The organism is Hydromonas duriensis (assembly GCF_004363775.1).
Lineage (GTDB): Bacteria > Pseudomonadota > Gammaproteobacteria > Burkholderiales > Burkholderiaceae > Hydromonas > Hydromonas duriensis.
Genome location: NZ_SNZE01000004.1, coordinates 41432 through 57905 on the forward strand (window position 1 = coordinate 41432; position 16474 = coordinate 57905).

A 16474-nucleotide genomic window follows, 5' to 3' on the forward strand; every position below is an offset into this window, starting at 1 on the left:
TGATGATGCATCCAATTCAATTTTTGCATCAGTGCCATCAATCAAGCTTGATTTGAAAATTGAGCTGCTTCTAATCAATTGGTTTTGTTTAAATTTTTGTCAGGGTCGCCCTGACAAAAATTCTAAAATAAAACACGGAAAAAGTAGGTTTGTACTTTTTCCGTATTTCCTAAAGGTAAAAAATGCGTTTTTCAGAAAGCTGGTTGCGTGAGTGGGTCAACCCGAGTTTGACCACAGCCGAATTAGACAATGTGTTGACCATGGGTGGTTTGGAAGTTGAAGAAGCCACGCCCGCCGCGCCTGCGTTTACGGGCGTAGTGGTCGGTGAAATCGTGTCCATCGAAAAGCACCCCGATGCGGATAAGCTCAATGTCTGCCAAGTCAATGTTGGCGGTGAGGCGTTGTTGCAAATCGTCTGCGGTGCGCCCAATGCGCGTGCGGGCATTCGTGTGCCGTGTGCGACGGTGGGTGCGGTGTTGCCAGGTGATTTTAAAATTAAGGATGCCAAGTTGCGCGGTGTGGCTTCGCATGGCATGTTGTGTTCGGCGAAAGAGTTGGGCGTTAATCCTGATGCGTCGGGTTTGTATGAGCTGCCACTGGATGCACCTGTGGGGCAAGACATTCGCCAGTATTTGAATTTAAACGACACTGTTTTTGAAATTAAACTCACGCCAAACCGAGCGGACTGTTTGTCGTTGCGTGGTGTAGCGCGTGATGTGGCGGCTTTGACGGGGGCGACTTTAACTCCTTTTCAGGCTGAGCCTGTGGCGGCCACCATTGATGATGTGTTGCCGATTCGGATTGATGCGCCTGCGGCTTGCGGTCGCTTCACGGGGCGCGTGCTCAAAGGTGTGAATGCGGCTGCGCCAACGCCTTTGTGGATGGTGCAACGCTTGGAGCGCGCGGGTGTGCGTTCGATTTCGGCTTTGGTCGATATCACCAATTATGTCATGTTGCACCTCGGTCAACCGATGCATGTGTATGATTTGAATGCAATTAAAGGTACGATTCACGCGCGTATGGCGGTGGCGGGTGAAACCATTGAACTGTTGAATGAGCAAACACACACGTTGCAAGAGGATGTGCTGGTTATCGCCGATGATTCGGGTGCGATTGGCATGGCGGGTGTGATGGGTGGCAATTCAACTAAAGCCGAGTTGAGTACGGCGGATATTTTCTTGGAGGCGGCGTATTTCGCACCTGACGTGATTCAGGGTAAGTCACGTCGGTTCCGTTTCTCATCGGATGCGTCACATCGTTTTGAACGCGGTGTGGACTTTAAGGGGCAGGTTGAGGCTTTGGAATTTGCCACACGCTTGGTGCTTGATATGTGTGGCGGTCAGGCGGGGCCTGTGTTGGAACAAGTGGGCGAGTTGCCGCAGCGCGAAAAATTGTCTATGCGCGTGGCGCGTGCGCAAAAGGTGATTGGTGTGGCGATTCCTGCGGACGATATGGTGGCGTCATTGAATCGCTTGCAGCTTCAAGTCACGCGTGCGCAAGATGCGATTGAAGGCGAAATTTTAAGCGTAACTGCGCCGAGCTATCGTTTTGATATGGCGATTGAAGAGGATTTGATTGAAGAAGTCGTGCGTTTATTTGGGTACGACAACATTCCTGTTAAGCCGCCCGTTGCGTTACAGACCATGTTGCATGTGACTGAAAATGAGCGTGCGTTGGATGCGGTTCGAGATGCTTTGGTCGGCATGGATTATCAGGAAGTGATTAATTTTAGTTTCGTTGATGATGCGGTTGAGCGAGATTTTGCGGGCAGTGAGGGTAACCCTATTCGCTTACTGAATCCGATTGCCAGCTCGTTGGCGGTGATGCGTACGCAATTGTTGGGCTCTTTGGTGGGTAATTTAAAAACCAATTTGGCACGCAGCGCGAGTCGCATTCGTGTTTTTGAGATTGCCAAGGTGTTTCATCGCGATGCAACGGTGCTTGCGTCAGAAAATACCGTGCCAAATATTGCCCAGCCATTGAAGCTGGCAGGTTTAGCGTACGGTTCACGCGTGCCTGAGCAATGGGCTGCGGCGGAAGACGATGTCGATTTTTATGATGTAAAAGGCGATATTGAACGCTTGTTTGCACCGCGACGGGTTCAATTTGAAGCCTTCACCCATGTTGCGGCTCATCCTGGGCGTTGTGCTAAATTGAGTGTGAACGGTCAAATGGTGGGCTGGCTTGGTCAAATGCACCCGCGCTTGCAACAAGCGCATGATTTGCCTAAAGCACCAATGATGTTTGAAATTGATATGTCCGCTGTGTTGGCAAGAGATGTGCCTGTGGCCGCTGAGGTCTCTAAATTGCCTATGGTGACTCGAGATTTGGCTCTAATCGTTGCTCGTGATGTAACGGCAGGTGCAATTATTGAGGCGGTTGAAAAATTTATTGCTATAGAACCAACGGCTTACGTGATTCGTGATGTACAATTGTTCGACGTTTATCAAGGCGAGCATATGGCCGCCCATGAAAAAAGCATGGCGTATCGCGTCAGCTTGCAAGACATGCAGACCACATTACAAGATGCACAGGTTGATGCGTTGATGCAAGCGTTGTTAGCGCACTTGCAAGTGCAAGTCAATGCCCGTTTAAGATAAGTTAAGACAGCCGTTAGTAAGGATTACATATGAACGTGAACATTGAAGAAGACATCATCAAAGCAACTTTGAATGACGTGATGGCTGAAAGCGGTGGCGCATTTACACTCACTAAGGCTGAGTTGGCTGAATTGTTGTTTGCACAAGTTGGGCTCAATAAGCGTGAAGCCAAAGAAATGGTGGAGGCTTTTTTTGAAGAAATTCGTAATGCTTTAGAACGAGGCGAGCTGGTTAAGTTGTCAGGGTTTGGCAATTTTTCTGTGCGCGATAAAGCCTCACGCCCAGGACGCAACCCGAAAACAGGCGAGATGGTGCCGATTGCGGCGCGTCGCGTGGTGACTTTTCATGCCAGTCAAAAATTTAAAAATGCAGTGGAAGGCGTCACAAATGCCGAGCCGTCTGCAACAAGTTTAAGTGCGTAAGGTGGAATAGCAAATGAGCCAACCGCAAGGCTACGTCTTAACTCAAGACTTACCCGCCATCCCCGCGAAGCGTTACTTCACGATTGGTGAGGTGAGCCAATTGTGTGGCGTGCGCTCTTATGTTTTGCGTTATTGGGAGCAAGAGTTTGCTCAATTGAGCCCAATGAAACGCCGTGGCAATCGACGCTATTATCAGCATCATGAAGTGGTTTTGGTGCGTAAAATTCGACAGCTGTTGTATGAGCAAGGCTATACCATTCAAGGGGCGCGACAACAATTGGGCGTGAAGGTAACGCCCAGCTTGGCCGAATCTCAAGCTTTTGAATTAAGTAGCGATGTGGACAATCGACTGGACGAGTCTACGTTTGAGTATGACATCGACTCTGATGCGATGGATGATGTGGCTATTGAAGCTGAGTCCGCTGACACGGAATCCGTTGTTGAAAAAGCAGGCGAGCACCCCGTACAATCAAATGCTCATCAAATGATTATTGATGATGTTGTGAGGGAACTGCGTGCAATTCGAGCTCTTTTGACTTTGCCTAAAGACCGTTGAGTCATTGGTAATGAGCGCGCAAATTTGCGTGCTTTTTTTATGATCAGTCACGTATGAATTTCGGATTCAAAGTGCAACTCTTTTTTATTATTAGGAACTTATGACTTTAGAGAAACTGTCTCAAGCCCGCTTAGTGATTTTTGATTGGGATGGTACTTTATTCGATTCAACGGGTGTCATTGCTTATAGTCTGCAACGTTCCTGTGAAGCATTGGGTTTTGCAACGCCGACCTTAAAGCAGGCAAAGCATGTCATTGGTTTGGATTTTAAGGAAGTCATTGCCTACTTGGTGGGTGACCTGGACGCTCAACAAACAGCAGAATTTATGCGTGTATATCGCAGTCATTATTTGACCAGCGAGTCGATTGTGACGTTGTATGATGGCGTGATTGAGGTTTTAAAAGACCTGCGCGGGCACAATCGTTTGGCGGCGATTGCGACAGGAAAGTCACGTGTGGGTTTAGATCGGGTCCTTGAGCAAGGGCATTTGCGCACGTATTTTCAAGCCACTCGAACTGCTGACCAAACGAGTCCCAAGCCCCATCCGCTGATGCTACAAGAACTTTTGGATGAGCTGGATATACACCCACACGAGGCGGTGATGGTTGGCGATACGACCTATGACGTTGAGATGGCACATGCCGCAGGGGTGTCATCCATTGCGGTGTGTTACGGGGCACATGACGAACGGCAGTTACAAGCGGCACAGCCTTCAGCAATAGCTCACTCTGTGTCCGACTTGGCGGTTCTGTTGGGTGTAATGATAAAGGCGTAAAGATGAAACCGTTGTTTGTTAAAGAACGTGTCTGGGCGACATTCATTATTGTTTTATTGATTTTATTAATGTGGTCTATTCTTGCCGTTTTTCAGCGTGTGTCGAAAAATGAACAAGAGCAAAATATTAACTCGACCGCGTCAGACTTATTCTGGTTTGATCAAGCCATCAACACACGCTTAAACCAAGCTCAGTTGAAAATTTGGGGATTGGCACGAGAAATAGACAGCGGCAGTATCACTATCGATAGTTTTAATGCGCATACGTGGCAGGTTTTAGCCGAAGCCCCTGAATTAAGTAACATCATTTGGCTCGATCCAGACGGACAAGTCATCGCGCGTGCGTCCAATGTGCAAGCACAATTTCCGCAAGAACCCAATATCAGAGAGTTGACAGAGCAAGCCGCTTTAAAGCGTGCGAGCGAAATTCACGAAACGGCTAGTACTGCCCCGATTAAAATGAGCAACGGCAGTTACGAAGTATCTTTGACTCAGCCTTTTTATGACGATAAAAATGAAATTCAAGGTTTTATCAAAGCGCAATACTCGTTGACACAACTGTTTGGCAATACCATTCCCGATTGGTTTGCTAAAAAGTACCATGTCAACGCGTATTATTCAGACAATATATTATTTCACACGGATCAGCGTGAAAATGACGTGACCTTTGATAAAGGTTTACCTATCGTTGAACGCAATATCTACATCAGCACCACCCCGATTTTATTGCGAGCGCAGCTCTACCCAGACCGACAAGAGTGGGTGTTACGCGGCTTATTTGCAGGCATGGTGTTTTTATTATTGGCATTGTTGGGTAGTCTTTTTGCCTTGATTCGAGACATGCGTCAACGGCGTGACACTGAGAAAGAGTTACGCACTCAATATAATTTGCGTCATGCCATTGAAAATTCATTGACGGTTGGTATCCGTGCGCATTTGCTTGATGGAACCATGTTTTATGTCAATCCCGCGTTTTGTGAAATGATAGGCTACGAAGCTGACGAAATTATTAATATTCCACCGCCGTTGCCATACATCCCTAAAGAAGAAGCGAGCAAAGTGCTGTGGCTACGTGACATGTTGCTCGAAGATCCAGAGGCGGTGACCGTGACAGAGATTAAAATGCGACGAAAGTCGGGTGAAATCATTGAGACGGTGATGCGTGGCGGTCCTCTATATGATGAACAACAAAATCATATTGGTTGGATTACTTCAGTTGAAGACGTGACAGAGCGTCGCCGTCTGGAGCAATTCCAAGCCAATGAGCAAAAACGCTTAGAGGCAGTGAATCATTTGATTAATATGGGCGAGATGGCCTCAGTTATCGCGCATGAATTGAATCAGCCATTGTCAGCGATTTTAGGTTATACAACGGGGCTATCCAACTACATTAAAAAAGACACGGGAGCTTTAAGTAGCGAGCGGCTGATTGATGTGACTGAAAAAATTCGCCGTCAAGCAGACCGAGCGGCGAACGTCACGCGCCGAGTTCAGCAGTTCGCTCAGCAAAAGTCCATTGCACCTGCAACGGTGGATGTGTCGACTTGGGTCACGCAGACCATTGAGTTCATGGAGCTGGAATTTAAAAAACAAGGCGGGCAAGTTGTTAATCATATTAAGCCTAGGGATGTACATCCAGTGCGAATTGACGTTACAATGTTGCAACAAATATTAATAAATCTGCTGAGGAATGCACTCGAAGCAATGGTCGAGCATGGTAGCTCACCGCGAGAAGTGCATCTTTATGCGGAAAATTACTCCGCCCACCATGTGCTGCTTCAAGTGGTGGATAATGGTCCAGGCATCCCCGCGGATAAAGTTGAGACGATATTTAATCCTTTTTATACAACAAAAACGCATGGCGTTGGTATAGGTCTTAATATTTGTCGTACAATGATGGAGTCGAATGGAGGTCGACTGTGGGCAAGGGCTGATTCAAGCGGAGGCGTGTTTTATTTGACTTTGCCTATTGCCCCAGCAGATGATGCTGATGTTGAAAATACTGAAGCAGAATTGAGAGTTTAAACATTTAAATCATTGCACTCAAAAAAGAGAGAAAAAAATGCAAGTTTATATCATTGATGATGAAGAGGTTTTGCGAGATTCACTATCTTGGTTGTTGGAATCGCGAGATTTGAGCTGTAAAACTTTTGAGTCGGGAGAACAGTTTTTAGCTGCTCTGTCTGTATTGCCGCGCAATACTCCGAGTTGCATCATTTTGGATATCCGCATGGAGCCGATGATGTCTGGCATTGAGCTGTTTCACCAACTCGCGGATGTTCGTCAAGACTGGCCGATTATTTTCTTATCTGGGCATGGCGACATCACCTTGGCGGTCAATGCCGTCAAGCAAGGTGCGTTTGACTTTCTTGAAAAGCCTTTTGCGGATAACCAACTGGTCGATCGTGTTTTTGAAGCGTTGGCGTTGAGCCGTCAACGAGTGGTTATTTCTGTGCAATCGAATGCGATTCGCCAGCGCCTTGAAACCATCAGTCCGCGCGAGCAAGCTGTTATGGAGTGTATCTTGAATGGTAAATCCAGCCGTGAAGCAGCGGAAGAACTGGATATGGCTGTTCGCACCGTGGAAGTGCACCGAGCCAGTTTGTTTAAAAAAATGGGTGTTAAAGGTGCGGTGGAGTTAATTAATTTATTGCAGGTGTTGGAAGTTTAATGTTTTTTAATTAATTTCGGACTTCATCAAAAAATCCCAACATGTGTTGGGATTTTTTGCGTGTCCAGTTTGTTAAGCCAATAAGGTCAAAAGCGTCTGTTGTGACAAAGAGGCATGCTCACCGTGCTCATGAGGGTGTTCGCCGTGCCCTAAAAAAAGCCAGATGATGGCGACGCCAATAAATAACATTGCAATCTGTGTTAAACCTTGACGAATGCCTTTAAAAATACTCATTTGTGGAATCAAGTCCGCTACAGACACATATAAAAAAGAACTGGCAGAAACCACCAGCACATAGGGTATCCAGCGTGACAAGTCAGATAAAATAAAATAACCGATGACCCCGCCCAATACCGCCATTAAGCCTGTCAATAGGGTGTAAAGTAAGGCACGCTTTTGTTTCAAACCCGTGTTGATTAAGACGATAAAGTCGCCCAATTTATGCATGACCTCATGTAAGCCAACAGTGAGGGCTGTTGCCCAGCCGAGCTTGATGTCGGTTAAAAAAGCCGCTGCAATGAGCAAGCCATCGGTAAAGTTGTGAATGCCGCTGCCGACTAAAATCATCCAACCGCCATGACCCGCGGCATCTTCGTCAAAGCCGTGATGATGATTGTGACCGTCATGCTCGTTGTGATGGTTGTGGCGAAACAAGGCCAAGCGTTCGAGTAAAAAAAATCCGAGTATGCCAATTAAGAGAAATTTAAAAATGTCCGTTGCATCTAAACCTTGAGCCATCAGGCCTTCTTGAGCTTCGGGCAAAAGGTGCAATAAGGCCATCGAGAGTAAAGTCCCAGCCGCCAAGCTAATAAGGTGCTGCAGTACGTGGCGTTGCAGCCATACCCCAGCTGCCGCAGCTAGGGTGAGGCTCGTGACGATGGCGACTAGATTGGCAACCATGATGTGTAACAGTAAGGGTAAAGACATGGACAACCTTTCGGAGTAAATTTGATATGATTTTAATGTTATTTGGGCGCGCTTTAAAATATTTATACTTTTTAAATTAATAAATAAGTGAATGATTATCATAACAGGCGTGTCAAGTCTGCTTTTCTAAATGCTTACAAAAAGATGTTGTAAAAATAGAACGACTGTGCTATTTTTGAGGCGAATTTTATTTTGTCAAAGGTGCAACTGCCAAAACCGCCCAAAGTATAGGCGATGGCGTATAATCTTTGTTTAAAACAGAGTCAGTCAAAAGGGGGCTGAGTCATTAACTTATCATTGGAGACGTGCAATATGAAAATTTTGGTAGCCGTAAAACGAGTGGTTGACTACAACGTTAAAGTGCGTGTGAATGCTGATCAAACCGATGTGGATATTGCGAATGTAAAAATGTCGATGAACCCATTTGATGAAATCGCTGTTGAAGAAGCCGTGCGTTTAAAAGAAGCGGGCGTGGCCACTGAAATCGTTGTGGTGTCAGCGGGCGTGACTCAATGTCAAGAGACCATTCGTAGTGCGATGGCTTTAGGTGCTGATCGTGGAATTTTGATTGAAACAGGTGCGCAGCTCCAACCGCTGGCCGTGGCAAAATTGCTGGCAGCGGTAGTGAAAAACGAGCAGCCTCAACTCGTTATTTTAGGTAAACAAGCCATTGATGACGATGCCAACCAAACAGGACAAATGCTTGCGGCTTTACTGGACTTGCCACAAGCGACTTTTGCCTCAAAGATTGTTGTGGCCGAAGGTCAAGCAACGGTCACCCGCGAAATTGACGGTGGTTTAGAAACTTTAAGCATGAACTTGCCTGCGGTTGTGACGACCGACTTACGTCTGAACGAGCCACGCTACGCCACTTTGCCCAACATCATGAAAGCCAAGAAAAAGCAATTGGATGTAACCACGCCAGAGGCTTTGGGTGTTGATGTGACGCCTCGCCTGAAGACTTTAAAAACCATGGATCCTCCAACACGCAGTGCGGGCATCATCGTGCCAGATGTTGCGACGTTGGTTGAAAAATTACGCAACGAAGCCAAAGTCATATAAAAGCACGGCGATTGAAGGCTGTATTTTTGAGTCGTATTGATTTAACGAATTCAATATCAAAAAACAAACTAAAAATGTGGCGAGCCACAGGAGAGAGCAAATGACCATTTTAATTATTGCCGAACATGACAACAAACACCTGCGTCAATCGACCCTTAACACGGTCACAGCTGCACAGCAAGTTGGTGGAGACATTCACCTCGCTGTGTTCGGCTCTAGTATTGCGGGCGTGGCAACAGAAGCGGCCGCCGTGGCGGGGGTGGCAAAAGTATTAAGTTTTGATGATGCATCTTTAGCCGAACAGGGCAGTGAGGCTTTGTCCGCCAATGTTTTAAGTGTGGCAAGTGCTTACACTCACATTTTGGCGCCCGCGACATCCATCGGTAAGAGTGTGTTGCCGCGTGTTGCTGCGAAATTAGATGTGGCTCAAATATCAGACATCATCAAAGTTGAATCAGCGGATACGTTTGTTCGCCCTATCTATGCGGGCAATGTTCTCGCAACGGTGCAATCCATCGACCCTATAAAAGTCATCACAGTACGCACGACGTGCTTTGATGCCGCGGTGGCAACAGGCGGTTCGGCTGTTGTTGAGGCTCAAGCGGTACAAACTGTTGCTCAAGCGGCGACTTTTGTATCGCGGGAATTGGCGCAATCAGCGCGCCCTGATTTGACCGCTGCCTCTATCGTGGTGTCTGGTGGGCGTGGTGTTGGCAGTGCGGATAATTTTAAAATAATCGAGGCGTTGGCTGATAAGCTTGGTGCTGCCATGGGCGCATCACGCGCTGCAGTCGACGCAGGCTTTGTGCCCAATGATTTGCAAGTTGGGCAAACAGGGAAAATTGTTGCGCCTCAGTTGTATGTTGCAGTTGGCATTTCTGGTGCCATTCAGCATCAAGCGGGGATGAAAGACTCAAAAATTATTGTCGCAATTAATAAAAATCCAGATGAACCGATTTTTCAAATTGCGGATTATGGCATCGTCGGTGATTTGTTTGAGGTTGTACCTCAGTTGACAGCCGCTTTGTGATGAGTAAAAACCAGCCGATGTGATGCGGCTGGTTTTTTTGAATACAATAAAAGCACAGTCGTTCTTTTATTGTGTGATTTTCGTTGGGTTTTTTCGGGTTTTTGTCCAACGCCCATTATTTAGAATTATTTAGAATTTTGCTTTAGCGAAACGATTTAGGAGAAAAAGTATGCCATACATCGCCCCCCAAAAAGACATGATGTTCACGTTGGAACATGTGGCTAATTTAAACCAAGTATTTGCTGACTTGGGTGTAGATTTGGATTCAGAGATGGTCACGGGTATATTGGATGAGGCCGCTAAGCTGAACCAAGACATTGTTGCGCCCACAAACCGCACAGGTGATGTCAAGCCATCTTACCTACATGATGGCAAGGTGATTACCAGTCCAGGATTTAAAGAAGCGTTTAAAGCTTATACAGAGGGCGGGTGGCAGGGTTTGTCTCATCCTGAAAGTGTAGGCGGTCAGGGCTTGCCCAAGTTGCTTGCCACGGCGTGTTGTGAAATGCTCAATTCGTCAAATATGTCATTTGCTCTGTGTACTTTGCTCACAGATGGAGCCATTGAGGCCTTGCTTACAGCGGGTTCTGAGCGCATGAAACAACAATACATTCCGCGAATGATTAGTGGTGAGTGGACCGGTAGTATGAATTTGACTGAGCCACAGGCGGGTTCAGACCTTGCTTTGGTGCGTTCGCGGGCGGAACCGCAGCCTGACGGCACATATAAAGTCTTTGGTACAAAGATTTTTATCACATATGGTGACCATGATTTGGCGGAGAATATTATACATCTCGTGCTTGCCCGTACACCCACCGCACCCGAGGGCATTCGTGGGATTTCGTTATTTATTGTACCCAAGCGTATGGTGAATGCAGATGGCTCGCTGGGTGCGGCGAACGATGTGCAATGCTTGTCGCTTGAGCATAAGTTGGGTATCAAAGCGAGCCCAACAGCGGTGTTGCAGTTTGGTGACAATGGAGGTGCGACGGGCTATCTGGTCGGCGAAGAAAACCGAGGCTTGGAATACATGTTTGTCATGATGAATGCGGCACGCTTTTCGGTTGGGATTCAAGGGTTGTCTGTGATGGAAACTGCTTACCAGCAGGCGCGAGATTACGCGGCCGAGCGCATTCAAAGTCGTCCTGTTGATGGCAGTACGCGCGAAGCCGTCGCTATTATTCATCATCCTGATGTTAAACGCATGTTGTTGATGATGAAAGCGACGATTGAGGGTTGCCGTGCGATGTCCTATTACACTGCGGGTTTGTCCGACATCGCTCATCATCATGCCGATGAAAGCATCCGAGCCAAAGCCTTAGCGCAATACGAGTTCATGGTGCCTTTGGTCAAAGGTTTTAACACCGAGCAGTCGATTGAAATCACCAGCCTTGGTGTGCAAGTTCATGGCGGCATGGGTTTTATTGAAGAAACGGGCGCTGCGCAACATTACCGCGATGCGCGTATTTTGCCGATTTATGAAGGCACAACAGCAATTCAGGCCAATGATTTAATTGGACGAAAAACCATTCGAGACAATGGGGCTGTGGCCTTGAATTTCGCTGACCAAATTGATGAAACGGTAGCGCAATTGAGTCGTATTGAGTCGTTGGCAACTATGGCGCAACCGTTGGCGAATGCCAATACGGCTTATCGTCAAGTTGTTACTTTTGTGCTAAACCACAGTAAAAACCAACCGAATCACGTGTTTGCTGGCTCAGTGTTGTACTTGAAATTAGCAGGCCTATTGATGGCGGGCTGGCATAGCGCGCGTGCTGCACTGGCTGCGCAACAGCAGGCGCAAAACGGGACGGCCGATGAACTGTTTTTAACGGGTAAAATGGCTACGGCTAATTTTTATATGCAGCACATCTTGCCGCAAACAACGGCGCTGGCTCAAGCGATTATTGCTGGCGGCGATACCGTTGCTGATTTTGATGTGTCGTGCTTTTAGGCTGTTGTCCGTGAGATGCTAATCGTGTCTGAACATGTTAAAAACGCGCTAAAAGCGCGTTTTTAACAACAGTAAGTCAAATTATTTTAAGCAAATAAAATATTGCATTTAATGTTAAAAATTGGCTCGAAGGCGAGCAATGGACGCCCGCACTTGGTTTGGAGCCGTGCCGCCCACATGGTCTCGCGCCGCGACACTGCCTTCTAAAGTTAAGCAATGACCAACATCGGCATCAATCAGACTTTGTTGTTCGCTGCTTAAATGAGTGGCAGCTCGGAGTGCCTCAAGGCTTAAATCGGCTAAGTCACATCCTTTTTGAGTACAGACTTTGACAGCGTGTGCCACCGCCTCATGCGCGTCACGGAAAGGCAATCCTTTTTTGACCAAATAGTCTGCTAAATCAGTTGCTGTTGAAAAACCTTGCAAGGCTGCGGCACGCATGTTTTCAGGTTTAACAATAATGCCTTGAACCATCTCTGTGAAGATAATCAGGGTTTCCAAAACGGTATCCGCCGCATCAAACAAAGGCTCTTTGTCTTCTTGGTTGTCCTTGTTATACGCCAATGGCTGAGATTTCATCAAAGTAAGTAAACTCATCAGGTCACCATAAACTCGTCCTGTTTTTCCGCGAGCAAGCTCAGGCACATCTGGGTTTTTCTTTTGTGGCATGATGGATGAACCTGTACAAAAGCGGTCGGCCAAGTCGATGAAACCAACGCGCGGGCTCATCCAATTCACAAGCTCTTCAGAAAAGCGCGATACATGCATCATGATTAACGCCGCCGCTGCGCAAAACTCAATCGCAAAATCACGGTCAGAGACAGCATCCAAAGAGTTTTCGCATACCCCTTCAAATCCCAATTGTGCAGCGACAAACTCACGATCAATGGGGTAAGTTGTGCCTGCTAAGGCTGCTGCGCCTAAAGGCAGTCGATTAACACGACGACGGCAGTCGGTCATGCGCTCTAAATCGCGTCCAAACATATTGACGTAAGCCAATAAATGATGACCAAAAGTAATAGGTTGCGCGACTTGCAAATGTGTGAAGCCAGGTAAAATTGTGTCCGCCTCACGCTCCGCAACAGTCAATAGACCGTTTTGTAAACCACGCAAAGCCGCGCAGATATCATCGATTTGTGCCCTTAACCACAAGCGGATATCGGTTGCCACTTGGTCGTTACGAGAGCGGCCTGTATGCAAACGCTTACCCGCAGCGCCTACGAGTGATGTCAAACGCGCCTCAATATTCAAATGAACATCTTCCAAATCCAACTGCCATGTGAAATCTCCCGCTTCAATTTCTGCTTTGATTTGTGCCATCCCGCGTTCAATATCTGCAAAGTCTTGTGCATTGATGATGTTTTGTTTGGTGAGCATGGCGGCATGCGCCAAAGAACCCTGAATGTCAAATAAAGCGAGACGCTTGTCGAAATCAACGGAAGCTGTATAACGTTTTACCAGTTCGCTCATGGGTTCAGAAAAAAGAGCCGACCAGCCGCTGGTTTTGTTGTGTAATTGAGAGTTTGAAAAATCTGAAGCACTGTTCATATATATTCCTAAATTAAGCAAACGAGAGATGGCACATTTTAAAGCAAAGCCCGATATTAGATTAAACAATATATTTTTACGCACCCATTAGCGGGTGATTACAAGAATTGCTAGCGACTGGATGCGATAAGAGGACATACGCGCACAAACTACTAAACATCAACGCTATCAAGGGCTTAAGGGATAAAGTCGTTGGTAAGGCTTGTCAAATAAGCACTTTGCTAATTATTTTTTTTTAAATCACTTGACGAGGGTCAAATAAATGTGTTCTAATTCGGCTCGTTGTGAATGAAACGAGTGTTCTTGCAAATTTGGTTGCATGGTGATTTTCAGGGACTTTGACAAACTTGCTGGTGGAGAAAAAGATATGAATAAGTCAGAATTAGTAGATTTTATCGCAGCAGAAGCAGAGATTTCTAAAGCGGCTGCTGGTCGTGCATTAGATGCAGTGACAACAGCTGTTAAAAAAACCTTGAAAAAAGGCGGTACTGTGACTTTGGTTGGTTTCGGTACGTTTTCAGTAGGTAAACGTGCAGCGCGCGTGGGTCGTAACCCACAAACAGGCGCAGAGATTAAAATCAAAGCAGCTAAAGTACCTAAATTCAAACCAGGTAAAGGTTTGAAAGACGCAGTTAACTAATTTTAAGATTGGGTGTTTAGCTCAGTTGGTAGAGCGGCGCCCTTACAAGGCGTAGGTCGGGAGTTCGAGCCTCTCAACACCCACCAGTCTTAAGATTAAAATTTTGGAGCGGTAGTTCAGTTGGTTAGAATACCGGCCTGTCACGCCGGGGGTCGCGGGTTCGAGTCCCGTCCGCTCCGCCAAAAAATAACGTAAACACAGTTTATGTTAAAACCTTGTAAATCAAGGTTAAGTGACTATAGTTTTGAAATTGTGGGTGTTTAGCTCAGTTGGTAGAGCGGCGCCCTTACAAGGCGTAGGTCGGGAGTTCGAGCCTCTCAACACCCACCACGATTTCAATAGCTAAAAAAAGTTGGAGCGGTAGTTCAGTTGGTTAGAATACCGGCCTGTCACGCCGGGGGTCGCGGGTTCGAGCCCCGTCCGCTCCGCCAATTAGGAAAAAGGTGAACTTCGGTTCACCTTTTTTTGTTGCATGTATATTGCGTTAAGTGTTTCAAGACTGGCTTAGTTCGTGGAACGGCTATATAATGTCAAGCTTTACGAGCTTGGATAGGGCTTGAGAACCATGTGCTCAAATTTGAGAGGCGACTTATGTTTGATTTTGTGCATAAACACAAAAAAATAATACAATTGATATTAGCGGTGCTGTTTGTTCCCTTTATGTTTTCTGGGGTTTCAAACTTATCATCGGATGCTACGGCAGCTGATGTGGTGGCCAAAGTGGGTCAACAAGACATCACCGCAGCGATGTTTGAACGTCGCTATCAGCAATATATCGATGCAAAACGAGTGGCGCTGGGGGATGCTTTTGATCAATCGGCGTTTGATACACCCGACCAGCGTATTTTGTTTTTAAATGAAATGGTGAATCAGTTTGCCATCTCAGAAGCAGTCAAGGCTGGGCATTTAACAGTGGGCGATGCTCAGGTGTTGGCCGCTTTGCTGAAAGACCCTAATATCAAACGTGATGCGCAGGGCAATGTTGACCGTGCTGCTTATGAGTCGTTGCTAAAAAACAATAACTTAACGGAAGCACAATACGAGTCGACGGTGCGGGCCAGCTTGGCTGAAGGTTTGTTGCGTCAAATGGCTACCTCTGGTTTTTCTTTGACGCCACTACAAAAATCCACTTTGACTGAATTGTTGACGCGGGTGCGTGTTGTTGAAATGAAGTCTGTTGACTTGACGCCCTATATGGACAAGGTGAAGGTTGATGCGACTCAAGTTGAGCAATATTATAAAGCTCATACCGCTCAGTTTACTAAAACAGAGTCTTTTGATGTCGACTATGCGGTTATTCCCGTATTGCCAGCTAATTATGTGCCGACGGACGATGACATTAAAGCAGCTTTCGGTGGTACGCCAAGCGCGGAAGACATAGACAAAGTGCGTAAAGATTCTGCATTGCTCAAAGAAGTCGTGAGTAAGGTGGCTGCCAGTAAAATGGAAGGGGTCGCGAAATTAATTGATGAGGCCAGTGGAAAAGCCCCTCAGGATTTAGCTGCCATAGCCTCTCGTTTTGGTGGTACGGTTGAGACATTTAAAAACTTAAGCCGAGAAGGCGGTGCGCATTTGCCCGACGCGTTAAAGTCTAATGAGGTGCGGTTAGCCTTGATTACAGGCCCTCAGGTTGCAGCTCAAGCCATTAGTTCGCCTGTAAAAGCAAATGGGACCAGTTTGATTGTGGGTCGAGTGACGAAACAAACGCAAGCAGGTTTATTGCCGTTGGCAGATGTACTGGCTGAAATAGAGAAAACGCTTAAGCAAGAAGCGGTTTTGGCTCTGGCGCGCGATGAGGCGAAAAAACAAATTGCTGGCATGAATGCAAGTCAAAGTATCGGTCCAAAAATGATGGTGGGGCCTTTATTGAATAATGTTTTAAGTTCAAAAACGGTGGGGCAGGTGCTGGCTGTGGCCTCAAAAGACTTGCCTCAGCTTTTGGTCAGTGAAGAGTCCAATAGTGTGAGCATTCTACGCGTGGTTGGGGAGCAATCGGCAGACACGGCGGCGGATAAATCCAATGCTTTACCTTCATCGCTGCAACAATGGAGCGATTTGTCAGGGGTGCTGCAACAACGCGCTTATTTACAACAATTGCGAGAGCGTTTGGGTGTTAAATTGTATCCAGAGCGTTTAGGCAGCCTTGATAAATCTAAGGTTTAAACTCAATAAAAAGCACGCCATTTGAGCGTGCTTTGATGTTTAAAGTGTGGCGAAAACAGAGTTTTATTAAATGGCGTGACTCAAGTTGTTTATAGCTGTCCGTATTTATTTTATTTTTTATTTGGAG

The 16474-nt window shown here is 46.6% G+C and carries 13 protein-coding genes and 4 tRNA genes; 15 read left to right on the forward strand and 2 right to left on the reverse strand.

Features of this window, described 5'->3' with window-relative positions; genetic code table 11:
- Positions 1-182: 182 nt before the first annotated feature.
- The 6 genes from pheT to DFR44_RS02830 all read left to right on the forward strand — a co-directional run bounded on the left by pheT (position 183) and on the right by DFR44_RS02830 (position 7023).
- Complete coding sequence (gene pheT / locus DFR44_RS02805) at positions 183-2600, forward strand: phenylalanine--tRNA ligase subunit beta (protein ID WP_133619200.1); 2418 nt, start codon at positions 183-185, stop codon at positions 2598-2600.
- An 80-nt stretch (positions 2601-2680) separates the two neighbouring features.
- Positions 2681-3022 carry an integration host factor subunit alpha gene (locus tag DFR44_RS02810; RefSeq protein WP_246012034.1) on the forward strand — a complete coding sequence of 114 codons (342 nt, stop codon included), beginning with the start codon at positions 2681-2683 and terminating at the stop codon, positions 3020-3022.
- 13 nt (positions 3023-3035) lie between these two features.
- Positions 3036-3578, forward strand: a complete 543-nt coding sequence (locus DFR44_RS02815; protein ID WP_133619202.1) for a MerR family transcriptional regulator — start codon at positions 3036-3038, stop codon at positions 3576-3578.
- 100 nt (positions 3579-3678) lie between these two features.
- Positions 3679-4353, forward strand: a complete 675-nt coding sequence (locus tag DFR44_RS02820) for an HAD family hydrolase (RefSeq protein ID WP_133619203.1) — start codon at positions 3679-3681, stop codon at positions 4351-4353.
- Between the two features lie 2 nt (positions 4354-4355).
- Complete coding sequence (locus DFR44_RS02825; RefSeq protein ID WP_133619204.1) at positions 4356-6377, forward strand: sensor histidine kinase; 2022 nt, start codon at positions 4356-4358, stop codon at positions 6375-6377.
- A 37-nt stretch (positions 6378-6414) separates the two neighbouring features.
- Positions 6415-7023 carry a response regulator transcription factor gene (locus DFR44_RS02830; RefSeq protein WP_133619205.1) on the forward strand — a complete coding sequence of 203 codons (609 nt, stop codon included), beginning with the start codon at positions 6415-6417 and terminating at the stop codon, positions 7021-7023.
- Positions 7024-7095: 72 nt separating this feature from the next.
- Here the strand turns inward: DFR44_RS02830 and DFR44_RS02835 are convergent, their stop codons facing one another.
- Positions 7096-7950 (reverse strand): ZIP family metal transporter, encoded by an 855-nt coding sequence (locus DFR44_RS02835; RefSeq protein WP_133619206.1) that lies wholly within the window; start codon positions 7948-7950, stop codon positions 7096-7098.
- 312 nt (positions 7951-8262) lie between these two features.
- Between DFR44_RS02835 and DFR44_RS02840 the strand changes: the two genes are divergently transcribed.
- The 3 genes from DFR44_RS02840 to DFR44_RS02850 all read left to right on the forward strand — a co-directional run bounded on the left by DFR44_RS02840 (position 8263) and on the right by DFR44_RS02850 (position 11996).
- Positions 8263-9012 carry an electron transfer flavoprotein subunit beta/FixA family protein gene (locus DFR44_RS02840; protein WP_133619207.1) on the forward strand — a complete coding sequence of 250 codons (750 nt, stop codon included), beginning with the start codon at positions 8263-8265 and terminating at the stop codon, positions 9010-9012.
- A gap of 100 nt (positions 9013-9112) precedes the next feature.
- Complete coding sequence (locus DFR44_RS02845) at positions 9113-10042, forward strand: electron transfer flavoprotein subunit alpha/FixB family protein (protein ID WP_133619208.1); 930 nt, start codon at positions 9113-9115, stop codon at positions 10040-10042.
- A gap of 169 nt (positions 10043-10211) precedes the next feature.
- Positions 10212-11996 (forward strand): acyl-CoA dehydrogenase family protein, encoded by a 1785-nt coding sequence (locus DFR44_RS02850; RefSeq protein WP_133619209.1) that lies wholly within the window; start codon positions 10212-10214, stop codon positions 11994-11996.
- Between the two features lie 114 nt (positions 11997-12110).
- On the opposite strand, the gene argH is transcribed toward DFR44_RS02850, so the two are convergent.
- A complete protein-coding gene (gene argH / locus DFR44_RS02855) occupies positions 12111-13544 on the reverse strand; it encodes an argininosuccinate lyase (RefSeq protein ID WP_133619210.1) in 1434 nt (477 codons plus the stop codon).
- A gap of 367 nt (positions 13545-13911) precedes the next feature.
- On the opposite strand from argH, the gene DFR44_RS02860 reads away from it, so the two are divergent.
- From DFR44_RS02860 to DFR44_RS02885, 6 genes are all read left to right on the forward strand, one after another.
- Positions 13912-14184 (forward strand): HU family DNA-binding protein, encoded by a 273-nt coding sequence (locus tag DFR44_RS02860; protein ID WP_133619211.1) that lies wholly within the window; start codon positions 13912-13914, stop codon positions 14182-14184.
- A 10-nt stretch (positions 14185-14194) separates the two neighbouring features.
- Positions 14195-14270 (forward strand) — tRNA-Val (locus DFR44_RS02865).
- A gap of 19 nt (positions 14271-14289) precedes the next feature.
- Positions 14290-14366 (forward strand) — tRNA-Asp (locus DFR44_RS02870).
- Positions 14367-14438: 72 nt separating this feature from the next.
- Positions 14439-14514 (forward strand) — tRNA-Val (locus tag DFR44_RS02875).
- Positions 14515-14538: 24 nt separating this feature from the next.
- Positions 14539-14615 (forward strand) — tRNA-Asp (locus DFR44_RS02880).
- A 160-nt stretch (positions 14616-14775) separates the two neighbouring features.
- A complete protein-coding gene (locus tag DFR44_RS02885) occupies positions 14776-16347 on the forward strand; it encodes a peptidylprolyl isomerase (protein WP_133619212.1) in 1572 nt (523 codons plus the stop codon).
- The last annotated feature ends 127 nt before the right edge of the window (positions 16348-16474 follow it).